This is a genomic window from Burkholderia sp. BCC0044, from assembly GCF_902832955.1.
Taxonomy (GTDB): domain Bacteria; phylum Pseudomonadota; class Gammaproteobacteria; order Burkholderiales; family Burkholderiaceae; genus Burkholderia.
Window position 1 is genome coordinate 98,313 of the sequence record NZ_CADFDO010000003.1, and the last position, 12,671, is coordinate 110,983.

The window sequence follows — 12,671 nt, forward strand, 5'->3', positions numbered from 1 at the left end:
CGGTCCCATTTCCCGTCGTCGTGTCAGCCGGCCGAACGCCGGGCGCGTTCGAGCAGCCATTGCGCGCCCGCGCGATCGCCGCCGACGTCGAGCAGCGTCGCGAGATGCGTCAGCGCCTCGTGATGCGTGGGGCGCAGGTACAGCGCCTTCCGGTAGAAGTCGCTCGCTTCCGCGGCGCGCCCGCGCGCATCCGCGATCAGTCCGTTCAGGTAGAACGCATCGGCATGCGGGCCGACGCGCGCCGAGAACTGCGCGAGCACGCGCTCGGCTTCGTCGAACGCGCCCGCGTTCGCCAGGGCCTGCGCATCCTCCAGCGTCGGCGCATCGTCGATCGTCGGCGCGAGGCCGTCGTAGGCCGGTGCGGCCGCCACGGCGGTCGCCACCGCCCGGTCGGCCCGGTCGACCCGTGCGTCGAGTGCGGCCGTCTGCGAGGCCGCCTGCACGGCCGGCGCCGCCGCGCACGGCTGACGCGCTTCGCCGAACCAGGCCGGCGGCGCGACGGCCAGCACCGGGCGCGGCGCGGCGGGCGGCGCGACCGTGAAGCGCTCGGTGCGCCGGTACGACGCCGCCGCGGACAGCGGCGCAACCGGCCGCGCCGCGCACGCATCGGCCGCCGCGCCGGCCGGCTCGCGATGAAACGCGAACGCTAGCGGCACGCGCGCCGAGCGCATCCCGTGCCGCATCGCGACGCCCGTCTCCGCCGGGCCGACGAACAGCATGCCGTCGTCGGCGAGGCGCGCGTCGAGCGAGCGCAGCACGCGATCCTGCGCGTCGCGGTCGAAATAGATCAGCACGTTGCGGCAGAACACGAAGTCGTAGCGAATGCCGTTGTCGGCCACCGGTTCGACGAGGTTCGCGTGACTGAACTGCACGCACGCGCGCACGCGCTCGTCGAGCAGCCAGCCGTCGCGGGTCGGCGTGAAATACCGCGTACGAAACTCCGTCGCCGTCCCGCGGAACGCATTGCGCCCGTAACAGCCGAGCCGCGCGTGGTCGATCGCGCGCGCGCTCAGGTCGATCGCGTCGATCGCGAAGCTCGCCGGGTCGAGCCCCGCATCCAGCAACGCCATCGCCGCCGAATACGGCTCCTCGCCCGTCGAACACGGCGCGCTCAGCACGCGGATTACGCGGCCGGGCATCGCGGCGAGCCGTTCGGCGGCCTGCCGCGCGAGCGTGGCGAACGCTTCGCGGTCGCGGAAGAACCACGTTTCCGGGACGACGAACAGCTCGATCAGCGCACGCCGTTCGTCGGCCGACGCGTTGAGCTGCTGCCAGTACGCGTCGAGCGCTTCCGGCGTCACGGGCGGCCGCGCGGCCGACGGCACGCGCTCGCCGTCCGCCTGCAACGCATGCACGCGATCCGTCAGCGCCCGTATCAGGAAATCGTTGCCGAGCGAATCGGGGTCGATGCCGGTCTCGCGCAGCAACCAGTCGCGAAATCGCGATTCGGACACGTTCATGCGGACTCCTCTCCGTGGCCCGGCAGGCCATCGAACAAATACAGGCGGGCGACGTCGTCGACCAGGTCGGACACCGACACCTGCTGCACGACGCCGTCGGGCGTGTTCGCGACCCGCCCGAGCCAGCGCGTGCGCGCGGTCGAGATGCCGCTGGTGCGGAACGCCGCGCGGTCGATCCGCATCGTCTGCGTCGCCCGCTCGACGATCAGGCCGATCGTGCGCTCGCCATCGGCGTGACCGGCGCGATAGCGGACCATCACGAGCCGCGTGGAGCGCAGCGCCTGCGCGCGCCGCCCGAGCGCCAGCATCGGCACGTCGATCACCGGCACCGGCTGGCCGTCGCGCATCAGCAGCCCGGCGATCCAGTCGGGCGCGCCGGGCACCGCCTTCATCACGGCGAGCGGCAGCACCTGTTCGATGCCGGCGGCGTCGAGCGCATAGCGCTCGCCGTCGAGCTCGAACATCAGGAACAGCGCATGAGCGCCGTTCTGCGGATCGGCGCGCGTCACGCGTCGACCTTGAAGCGCGACACGCTGGTGCGCAACTGGTTCGCGACGAGCGTCAGGTCGTCGATCGCCTGCGACGACTGGCGCAGCGATTCGGCCGTCTGCTGCGCGGCTTCCGACAGTTGCGACAGCGCCTGCGTGATCTGCTCGGCGCCGTTCGCCTGCGTCTGCATCCCTTCGTTGACCATCTGGAAGCGCGGCGCGAGCGTCTGCACCTCGGCGATGATCTGCGACAGCTGCCCGCCCACCTGCTGCACGTCGAGCATCCCGCGGCGCACTTCCTCGGAGAACTTGTCCATCCCCATCACGCCCGCCGACACCGCCGACTGGATTTCCTTCACCGTCTGCTCGATGTCGTAGGTCGCCACCGCCGTCTGGTCGGCCAGCCGGCGGATCTCGGTCGCGACGACCGCGAAGCCGCGGCCGTATTCGCCGGCCTTCTCGGCCTCGATCGCCGCGTTCAGCGACAGCAGGTTGGTCTGGTCGGCCACCTTGGTGATCGTCGCGACCACCTGGTTGATGTTCAGCGCCTTCTCGTTGAGGATCGCGAGCTTCGCGTTCACCGAGCCGGCCGCGTCCATCACGCTGCGCATCGTCTCGCCCATCCGCGTGAGCCCGCTCTGGCTCACGCCCGCGAGCGTCGCCGACTGCTCGGCCACGCCGGCCACCTCGTTCATCGTGCGCAGCAGGTCGCGCGAGGTCGCGAAGATCTCGCGCGAGGTCGCGCCGATCTCGGTCGTCGTCGCCGCGGTCTCGTTCGCGGTCGCCTGCTGCTCGCGCGACGTCGCCGCGATCTCGGCCACCGACGTCGTCACCTGCAGCGACGACTGCTGCGCGCGCGACACCAGCTCGGTCAGCTCGTCGGCCATCCGGTTGAAGCCGGTCTCGAGCGTGCCGAATTCGTCGCTGCGGCGCAGATCGAGGCGATGGGTCAGGTTGCCGGTGCGCATCACGTCGTGCACCTCGACGAGCCGCGCCATCGGCACGGTGACCGAGCGGTACAGCAGGTAGCCGAGCGCGAGCGCGGACAGCAGCATGAACGCCAGCGCGGTCGCCAGCACGACCTCGGTGTCCTGCACGGATTCGCGGATCATCTTCGCCGACTGCTCCGCGAACTTGCGGTTCTCCTGCACCAGCACGTTCGCGTTGCGCACGACCTCGGTCCACGCGGGCAGCGCTTTCGCGTACGCGGCGACCGCCTCGTCGTGCGACGCGCGGCTCTTCTGCACCGCTTCGTTCAGCAGCGGCACGTAGTGATCGTAGGCGCCGCGGAACGCCGTGAAGCGCTGCCGGTCGTCGTCGCGGAACGTCGTGTTCTGGTAGTCCGCCGACAGCGACTCGACTTCCTTCAGCGCGTCGGCGATCTTCGCGAGATCGCGCTGCGCGATATCGGGCTCGGTCTCGACGAAGATCCCGCGCTGCAGCAGCGTGAACGACTCGTTGACCGAGCCGCGCAGCGACGACGCGAGATAGACGCCGGGCAGCGAGTCGCGCTCGATGCTGACGGCTTCGGCATTGATCGCGCGCAGTCGCTCGTACGACACGCCGGCTGTCACGAGCATCAGCACGAACAGCACGCCGAAGCTGAGCAGGATGCGATTGCCGAGCGTCAGCCGGCCAGCGCCGATGGTCGGATGCAGGCTTTCATTGGTCGCGCGGGGCGTCACGGTGGCCATGTTCGTTATGGGCTTTCTAAATTCAGCGTTAAAAAAAATCCGCGCCCGTCTGGCGCGCCGGTTGGCGCGCCACGAGCGCATCGGGGTCTCGCGGGGCGGCGCGGCGCCGGCAGGCCGCGCCGCGACATCACCGCTCCGCTTGCGCCGGCAGCCGAAGCGCGACCATGAAGCCGCGCGCCGTATTGCGCATCAGGATCTGGCCGCGATGCCGCGCCGCCGTCGCGCGAACGAACGCGAGCCCGAGGCCGAAGCCGCTGCGCGCCGCGCCGTGCACGGATTCGAGCTGCACGAACGACTCGGTCGCGGCCGTGCGCTGCTCCGGCGCGATGCCGGCGCCGGCATCCTCGACGCCGATCAGCCAGGCGCCGTCGTCGCCGCTCAGCGTGCAATGGACGTCCGTCCCGGCCGGGCCGTACTTCAGCCCGTTGTCGATCAGGTTCGCGACCGCGCGCGTCAGCATCATGCGGTCGCCCATCGTCACGCACTCGGTATCGGGCACGCACGCGCTCACCCGGCAGCCGAGCCCGGCCGCCTTCTCCCACAGCTGGTCGACGGCGTCGAGCACGATCTCGTTGAGACTCACGACCTCGTGCGCGCGGCGCTCGGACTGCGCGCGGGTCAGGTGGATAAAGCCGTCGGCGAGCGCGAGCGCGCGCCGTGCATGGCCGGCGATGCGCTCCATGATCGCCGGCATGTCGCCGTGTTCGGCCCGGTAGACGTCGAGCAGCGCGAGGATCGACGTCTGCGGCGAACGCATGTCGTGCGACAGGAAATCGAGCGCCTCGTCGCGCTGCCGCGACATCAGGTACGAATTCGAGTGATAGCGGATGCGCGCGGTCAGCTCCATCGCGTCGGGCAGCTTCACCAGATAGTCGTTCGCGCCGGCGATGAACGCCTCGCGCTTGACGATCGGCTCTTCCTTCGCGGACAGCACGATGATCGGCACGCGCGCGGTGCCGGCGTCGGCCCGCCAGGCCCGCACGAGATCGAGGCCGTCGATCTCCGGCATCACGAGATCCTGCAGGATGACCGTCGGCTTCACGTCGCGCGCGACCGCCATCGCCCGATGCGCGTCGGTGCACACGTGCAGGTCGATGTCGTGCTCGCTGCGCAGCGCGCGGCGGATCACCTCGCCAACGAACGGCTGGTCGTCGACGAGGAGGACCGATAACCCCGATTCGAGGCAATCCGAGGCATTATCACTGCTCGATTCTTTCATAAATACAGTTTCAAACGCCGAATCTCCAATCGATTCTTTCATAGGAGTTGTTTATCCGACTTGGACACTATCTTATATTGGCAGTTGAAAAACCCGCCTGATTTCGCCGATTTGGCCTGTCGGCATTGCCTTACGGGGCTTCGGACGCCGCTTGTTTCCCCGTCGACGACCGCATTACCTCCGCATTCTTTCTCTCAATAAACATAACCGGCTGATTCTAAATGAAATTAGAACACAGCATCTATCTCCTTCCGGTTTAGTTTTGCCAAATATGCAGAAAGAGACGGAAACAGATAAATCAGATCATTTCCGGATTCGAAACACGATAACGTTTGCGAGACCGCTGCCGTGAGGTTTGCATGCGCTGCAAGGCTCGGGGCCGGTCGTATCGGGGAACGTATTGAGGGCCGGATTCCGCTGCCCGGAATCGGCCGTGGGAAGAAGAAAATCGCGCGACGGGCGCTCGACCCGCGCGCGTTTCAGGGGCCGGCAGGACGCCGGCCCGTCATGAGCGGGAACAGACCCTAGCCGCGCGCGTGCTGCGCGGACACTTCCTGCAGGTCGAGGTCGCGTTCGAGCATATGCAGCATCTCGTCATGGATGCGCCCCGATCGATGCAGGCGCAACAATTCGGCGCGGCCGGCCCGGATCGCGGCCAGCACCACGTCGTAGTGCGCCATGCGCACTTCCGCCGGATACGCGGGTTCGTTCTTCGATCGTTCGGTCAGCTCGGCGCGATACGTGTATTGCTCGAGCAGGCGCGGATGGATCAAGACGCCGTTCTCGTCGCGCACGAGCGGCTGGATCGCCGCGAGCTGCGCGGCCTCGACGTAGGCCCAGGTCTGCGGCTCGGTCAGATGGTGCGCGGCGCGCTCGTCGCGCTGCGGCAGGCGCAGCAGCCGGATCAGCGGCCCGATCGTCGTGCCCTGCAGCAGCACGGTGACGAGGATCACCGCGAACGACGCGACCAGGATCACGTCGCGGCCGGGCAGCGCGTCGGGCAGCGACAGCGCGATCGCCAGCGTCACCACGCCGCGCATCCCGGCCCAGCTCATGATCGTCGCGGCCTTCCAGTCGGGCGCCTCGCCGCGCCGCGCGAGGCCGCGCACCGGCCACTTCAGCGCCTCGACCGCATAGATCCACACGAAGCGCGACACGATCACCGCCGCCAGCACCGCGAGCACCGGCGGCACCATCGTGCCGAGCACCTGCTCGAAACCGCCGAGCCGGTGGATCGCGCCGCGCAGCGACAGCCCGATCAGCACGAACACCATCGCCTCGAGCAGGAACACAATGACCTGCCAGAACGCGGTGCCGCGCGTGCGCACGGCCGCCGAGAACACCTCGTGCTGATGCCAGCCGATGATCATGCCGGCCGTGACGGTCGCGATCACGCCCGACACCTCGACCATTTCGCCGGCGATATACGCGATCCAGCCGGCGATCACCGCGACGGTGATCACGAGGTAGTCGTCGTCGAGCAGCTTCAGGAACCACACGACGAGCTTGCCGACCACGAAGCCGACCACCACGCCGCCGAGCCCGAGCTCCGCGAAACGCACGACCGCATGCTCGAGGCTGAACGCGCCGGTGAGCGCGGCCGCGACCGCGAAGCGGAACAGCACGAGGCCGGCCGCGTCGTTCAGCAGGCTTTCGCCTTCGAGCAGGACCATCAGCCGGCGCGGCAGCGCGACGCGTTCGAGCACGGCCTTCGCGGCGACCGCATCGGGCGGCGACACGATCGCGCCGAGCGCGAAGCACGCAGCCCACGGCAGCGCCGGCACCACCCAGTGCACGGCAAAGCCGACCACGAACGTCGTGAACACGACCGCGCCGATCGCCAGCATCAGGATGCCGCCGACGTTGCGCTTGAATTCTTCCCACACGGAGAAGTACGCACCGTCCATCAGCAGCGGCGGCAGGAACACCAGCAGCACCAGCTCGGGATCGAGGTTGATCGGCGGCAGCCCGGGGATGAACGCGATGCCGATGCCGCCGATCAGCAGCGCGGCCGCGGGCGGCAGCCGCAGGCGCTTGGCGATGCATTCGAGCGCGACGATCGCGAGAAATGACAACAGAACCAGCTTGAATGCCGAGACGGGGGACATGAATCGACCTCGTGAAGAATGAATTCGCGCGTTCCGGCGTCGTACCCCGGTCGGCAGTTTCGCGCGATTACATCACGAGGGGAGGCCCGTAGTCGAGCCTGTTTCGGGCGGCCCGCCGCGCGGCGCACGCACGGCGCCGTGCCGCTGCGCGCGCCGTCATGAAAAACGGCACGCGGGCCGGCCCGTTCGCCCGCCCGCGTGCCGTCATGGCACCGCACTACCTGCCGCGCGTTACCGGCGCCGCACGACCATCAGCCGCGGCTCGGTCATGTCCTCGATCGCGTAGCGGATCCCTTCGCGGCCGAGGCCGGAATCCTTCACGCCGCCGTACGGCATATTGTCGACGCGGAACGACGGCACGTCGTTGATCACGACGCCGCCGACCTCCAGTTCGTCCCAGGCGCGGTGCGCATGCGTGAGCGAATCGGTGAACACGCCGGCCTGCAGCCCGAAGTCGCTGTCGTTCACGCGTGCGAGTGCGTCGTCGAAGCGGTCGAACTTCTCGAGGATCGCGACCGGGCCGAACGCCTCCTTCCGGTACAGGTCCTGCTCGCGCCCGACGTTTTCCAGCAGCGTCGCCTCGAACATCGCGCCGTCGACCTTGCCGCCCGCGACGATCTTCGCGCCCGCCGCGACGGCCGCGTCCATCCAGCCCGACAGCCGGCGCGACTCGGATTCGGAGATCATCGGGCCGACGAACGTCGACGGATCCTTCGGATCGCCCATCTTCAGCGAACGCGTCTTCGCGATCAGCTTCTCGCGCAGCGCGTCGTAAAGATCGGCATGCACGAGGATCCGCTGCACGCCGATGCAGCTCTGGCCCGACTGGTAGTACGCGCCGAACGCGAGCCGTTCGACCACGTAGTCGAGCCGGTCGCGCTGGTCCGCATCGACGATCGCGGCCGCGTTGCCGCCGAGTTCCAGCACGACTTTCTTCTTGCCGGCCTTCTCCTTCAGCGCCCAGCCGACGGCCGGCGAACCGGTGAACGACAGCAGCTTGAAGCGCTCGTCGGTCGTGAACAGGTCGGCGCCGTCGCGATGCGCGGGCAGCACCGAGAACGCGCCCTTCGGCAGGTCGGTTTCCGCGAGCACCTCGCCGATGATCAGCGCGCCGATCGGCGTGCGGCTCGCGGGCTTCAGCACGAACGGGCAGCCGGCCGCGAGCGCGGGCGCGACCTTGTGCGCGGCGAGGTTCAGCGGGAAGTTGAACGGCGAGATGAACGAGCACGGGCCGATCGGTACACGCTTCGTGTAGCCCGTATAGCCCTGCGCACGCGCGGAGATCTCGAGGTTGACGATCTCGCCGTCGATGCGCACCGACTCCTCGGACGCAACGCGGAACGTATCGATCAGCCGCGTGACTTCGCCCTTCGAATCGTTGATCGGCTTGCCGGCCTCGATACACAGCGCCTCGGCCAGCTCGTCGAAACGTTCGCGAAACCGCGCGACGCAATGATCGAGCACGGCCTGACGCTTGTAGGCCGGCATCTCGCGCATCGGCTTCGTCGCGTCGACGGCCGCGGCGATCGCCGCATCGATCGCCTTCGCGTCGGCCAGCGCGACGCGCGTGGCGACCTTGCCGCTGAACTTGTCGGTCACCTCCAGATCGGTGTTCGCGTAGACGGCTTCATTGGCGAGGTAGTACGGATAGGTTTCCTTCAACATGGAACGACTCCTTCCTGTGAACGGGAATTCAAAGTTGCGCCGACAGGCGCTTGATCTCGCGGTTCAGCACGCGCTCGTTGTCCGAGTAATCGATCGGCACGTCGATCACGTGCACGCCCGGCGACGAGAAGCACTCGCGCAGCAGCGGCTCGAGATCGTCGGCCGACCCGACGCGATGCCCGTGCGCGCCGTAGCTTTGCGCGTACGCCACGAAATCGGGGTTCTGCAGCGTCATCGCGAAATCGGGGAAATTCATGTTCTCCTGCTTCCAGCGGATCATTCCGAACGCATCGTCGCGCAGGATCATCACGACGATGTCGAGCTTCAGCCGCACGGCCGTTTCGAGCTCCTGCGAATTCATCATGAAGCCGCCGTCGCCGCACACGGCGATCACCTTGCGCTGCGGATGCACGATCTTCGTCGCGATCGCCGACGGCAGCCCCGCGCCCATCGAGGCCAACGCGTTGTCGAGCAGCAGCGAGTTCGGCTCGTGCGCACGCCAGTAGCGCGCGAACCAGATCTTGTACATCCCGTTGTCGAGGCAGACGATGCCGTCCACCGGCAGCGCGTTGTACAGGTCGTTCACGATCCGCACCGGATACATCGGAAAGCGCGGATCGTGCTGCCCTTTCTGCAGATGCGCGTCGAAATGCTCCTTGATCATCCGGAAGCGCTCGAAATCCCAGTGCGACTGCGGCGTCACCGCTTCCTTCATCTGCCACACCGCGTTCGCGATGTCGCCGACCACCTCGATCTGCGGGAAATAGACGGGATCGACCTGCGCGCCGAGGAAGTTCACGTGGATCACGGTCTTGTCGTCGGTGCGCATGAAGAACGGCGGCTTCTCGATCACGTCGTGGCCGACGTTGATGATGCAATCCGCCTGCTCGATCGCGCGGTGCACGAAGTCGCCGTCGGACAGCGTCGCGTTGCCGAGCCACAGCGGGTGCGTCTCGTCGATCACGCCCTTGCCCATCTGTGTCGTGAAGAACGGGATGCCCGTCTTGTCGACGAATTCGAGCAGCATCTTGCAGGTGGTCTTGCGGTTGGCGCCCGCGCCGATCATCAACAGCGGATGGCGCGCGGCCTGGATCGCGTCCACCGCATGCGCGACCGCCTTTTCCTCGGCCACCGGCCGCCGGCTGTAGCTGCGCGGGATCGGCTTGCCGTCGCCCTCCTCGTGCGCGATGTCTTCCGGCAGTTCGAGGTGCGCGGCGCCCGGGCGCTCTTCCTCCGCGCGGCGGAACGCCTCGCGCACCGCCGACGGGATGTTGCCGATCGACACGATCTGCCGCGTGAACTTCGTGAGCGGCTGCATCATGTCGACCACGTCGACGATCTGGAAGTGGCCCTGCTTGCTGGATTTGATCGGCTTCTGCCCGGTGATCATCAGCATCGGCATCCCGCCGAGCTGCGCATATGCGGCGGCCGTCACGAAGTTCGTCGCGCCCGGCCCGAGCGTGGCGAGACACACGCCGGTGCGGCCCGTGAGGCGGCCGTAGGTGGCGGCCATGAACCCGGCCGCCTGCTCGTGCCGGGTCAGCACGAGCTTGATCTTCGATCGCCGCAGCGATTCGAGCAGATCGAGGTTTTCTTCGCCGGGAATGCCGAACACGTACTCGACGCCTTCGGCTTCCAGCGCCTTCACGAACAGATCCGATGCTTTCATGGGGGACTCTCGGTTATGCCGCCTGCCCGGCCTACGGACACGCGGCGTTCAGGACGCGCGCCGGCCTACGGCACGCGGACGCCTTACCTACTGGACACAGACCACGGCACTGCTCGCCGCGCGACACGCCCTCCTGGATGCGTGATGCGCGGCGGCGCCTCCGGATACCGGAGGACGAACGGACCCGCCCGTGCGCGGCAAACAGCGGCAAGCGCACACGGGCGGCAAAGACGTTTTTGATTGTAGACGGATTCGCGGAATTCCGAATTCGACCGGATGGCCGACTCCGGCAGCGGTAAAAAGGTCGGCCTGACGGCCAGTAAACACCCGGCAACCGCGCGGCCGGGCTGTAATGGCAACGATGTCCCATTCAACAGACATGTGAACCATGGTTGACACATTGCCATTCCTGCCCTACAGTGCCCCTGCATTCAGCATCCGGACCACCGACGTTTTCGACGCCTGGTTTGCCGGCCTGCCCGATCGCATCGCCCGGCGCCGCATCCAGGCGCGCATCGACCGCCTGTCGATGGGCAATCCGGGCGACTGGAATTCCGCCGGCTCGCCCATCGTCGAAATGCGCATCGATCATAGGCCCGGCTATCGCGTCTACTACGTCCGGCGCGGAACGATCTGGGTCATCCTGCTCTGCGGCGGCGATAAATCGACGCAACAGGCCGACATACGCGCCGCGCACGCAATGCTCGCGCACCTCGACATGGAGTGATCGATGGACAAGATCAACACGCGGCCGTGGGATTCGGCCGAACACCTGAAAACCGAAGACGACATGGCCGACTACTTCGACGCCTGCCTGCAGGAGGCCGGCGACGATCCGGCCTTCATCGCGCACGCGCTCGGCGTGATCGCCCGCGCACGCGGCATGTCGCAGGTCGCGCGCGATGCCGGGCTGTCGCGCGAAGGGCTGTACAAGGCGCTGTCGCGCGACGGCAATCCGAGCTTCGGCACGATCCTGAAAGTGATCAAGGCGCTCGGCCTGCAATTGCACGGCGCCAAGGCTGCCGCGTGATCCGGCGGCGCGCGGCATCGCGCCGCGGGCGCAACGCCCGTGCCCGCGTCAGTGCAGCCAACCGGCCGCCCAGCGCGGCACCAGCGACACCAGATACAACCCGAGCCCGATCAGCCCGCCGACCAGCGTGCCGTTGATGCGGATGTATTGAAGATCCTTGCCGATGTTCAGCTCGATCTGTCGCGACATCTCGCGCGCATCCCAGTTGCGCACCGTGTCGCGAATGTGACGCATCAGGAAATCGGCGAAATCGGGCGCCATCTCGTGCACGGCCTTCTCGACGTGCTCGTTCAGCGACGCGCGCAGCGCCGGGCTCTCGGCGAGCCGCGCGCCGAGCCAGCCGCCGAGCGTCGCGGCCTGCCGGTGCAGCGCCGAATCGGGGCGCGCGAGATCAGCCTTCAGCCACGCACGCAACTGGTCCCACAAGTCGCGCACGTAGTCATTGAACGCATCGCCGTCTCGAATATAGCGCTTGATCTCCTCGCCCTTCTCGATGAACGCGGGGTCGTGCTTCAGCCGCTCGGTCAGCCGCACGACCGTGCGGTCGAAGCGTTGCCGCAGCTCGTGCTCGGGGTCGGCCGCGACGCCTTCGAGCACGCGGCTCACCGCGCTCGCGAGCATCCGCGCGCCGTTCTCGCCGAACCACTGCGTCGGCATGATCTTCTCGACCTTCGGGTATTGCGTCTTCAGCCATTCGACGATGAAGCCCGCGATCACGTCGCGGTTCTCTTCCTTGTCGAGCACGTCGACCACCTGTTCGATCGCGTCGTCGAGCAGCGCCTGGTGGCGGCCGTCCTTCGTCAGCGTGTCGAGGATCGCGCCGGCCGATTGCGACAGGTCGACCCGGTCGATCACCGCGCGGAACGCATCGTGGACGAACGACTGGATCCGCGCGTCGTCGGTCATGTCGAGCGCGAAGCTCATCAGCTTCGTCACGTAGCCGCCGAGCGCGTCGGTGTTCGCCGGCTCGCCGAGCCACGCGCCGAGCTTCTGTGCGGGATCGTGCTGGCGGATCTGCGCGGCGAGCGCGTCCGGGCCGAGGAATTTCTCGCGCACGAACACCGCGAGGTTGTCGGCGATCTTGTCCTTGTTCTTCGGAATGATCTCGGTGTGGCGCGACACGAACGGGATCGGCACGCGGCGGAACAGCGCGACGACCGCGAACCAGTCGGCGAGCGCGCCAACCATCGCGGCTTCGGCGACGGCCTTGAAACCGTCGACCCACGGGCCGCGCGGCAGCAGGATGGTCGTGACGAACACCGCGACGGCCGCCAGCAGCAGCCACAGCGCACGGCGCTTGCTTCGTTTCAGTTCGAGGGCTTTGTCTGGCGTCATGGA

The 12,671-nt window shown here is 67.6% G+C and carries 10 protein-coding genes; 2 read left to right on the top strand and 8 right to left on the bottom strand.

Annotation, left to right across the window (positions count from 1 at the left end; all coding sequences use genetic code 11):
- Positions 1 to 23 precede the first annotated feature (23 nt).
- From HWX14_RS17385 to HWX14_RS17415, 7 genes are all read right to left on the bottom strand, one after another.
- On the bottom strand, positions 24 to 1,460 hold the full coding sequence (locus tag HWX14_RS17385; protein ID WP_175883685.1) for a CheR family methyltransferase: 1,437 nt from the start codon (positions 1,458 to 1,460) through the stop codon (positions 24 to 26).
- Positions 1,457 to 1,969 carry a chemotaxis protein CheW gene (locus tag HWX14_RS17390; RefSeq protein ID WP_175883686.1) on the bottom strand — a complete coding sequence of 171 codons (513 nt, stop codon included), beginning with the start codon at positions 1,967 to 1,969 and terminating at the stop codon, positions 1,457 to 1,459. The genes HWX14_RS17385 and HWX14_RS17390 overlap by 4 nt, the downstream gene beginning before the upstream one ends.
- Positions 1,966 to 3,642, bottom strand: coding sequence for a methyl-accepting chemotaxis protein (locus HWX14_RS17395; protein WP_175883687.1), 1,677 nt, complete (start codon positions 3,640 to 3,642; stop codon positions 1,966 to 1,968). Before HWX14_RS17395 ends, HWX14_RS17390 begins: the two co-directional genes overlap by 4 nt.
- A gap of 127 nt (positions 3,643 to 3,769) precedes the next feature.
- Complete coding sequence (locus tag HWX14_RS17400; RefSeq protein WP_175883688.1) at positions 3,770 to 4,903, bottom strand: hybrid sensor histidine kinase/response regulator; 1,134 nt, start codon at positions 4,901 to 4,903, stop codon at positions 3,770 to 3,772.
- A gap of 482 nt (positions 4,904 to 5,385) precedes the next feature.
- Entirely contained in the window at positions 5,386 to 6,969 is a 1,584-nt protein-coding gene (locus HWX14_RS17405) for a Na+/H+ antiporter (RefSeq protein ID WP_175883689.1), read from the bottom strand.
- Between the two features lie 231 nt (positions 6,970 to 7,200).
- A complete protein-coding gene (locus tag HWX14_RS17410) occupies positions 7,201 to 8,634 on the bottom strand; it encodes an aldehyde dehydrogenase family protein (RefSeq protein ID WP_175883690.1) in 1,434 nt (477 codons plus the stop codon).
- 28 nt (positions 8,635 to 8,662) lie between these two features.
- Entirely contained in the window at positions 8,663 to 10,303 is a 1,641-nt protein-coding gene (locus tag HWX14_RS17415; RefSeq protein ID WP_175883691.1) for an acetolactate synthase large subunit, read from the bottom strand.
- Positions 10,304 to 10,691: 388 nt separating this feature from the next.
- On the opposite strand from HWX14_RS17415, the gene HWX14_RS17420 reads away from it, so the two are divergent.
- Together HWX14_RS17420 and HWX14_RS17425 are read left to right on the top strand one after the other, a co-directional pair.
- The gene (locus HWX14_RS17420) at positions 10,692 to 11,030 is read left to right on the top strand and encodes a type II toxin-antitoxin system RelE/ParE family toxin (protein WP_175883692.1); all 339 of its coding nucleotides are present in this window, start codon (positions 10,692 to 10,694) and stop codon (positions 11,028 to 11,030) included.
- Between the two features lie 3 nt (positions 11,031 to 11,033).
- Positions 11,034 to 11,333, top strand: a complete 300-nt coding sequence (locus tag HWX14_RS17425) for an addiction module antidote protein (protein ID WP_175883693.1) — start codon at positions 11,034 to 11,036, stop codon at positions 11,331 to 11,333.
- A gap of 48 nt (positions 11,334 to 11,381) precedes the next feature.
- On the opposite strand, the gene HWX14_RS17430 is transcribed toward HWX14_RS17425, so the two are convergent.
- Positions 11,382 to 12,668: a DUF445 domain-containing protein gene (locus tag HWX14_RS17430; RefSeq protein ID WP_175883694.1), complete on the bottom strand. Its 1,287-nt coding sequence runs from the start codon at positions 12,666 to 12,668 to the stop codon at positions 11,382 to 11,384.
- Between the last annotated feature and the right edge of the window lie 3 nt (positions 12,669 to 12,671).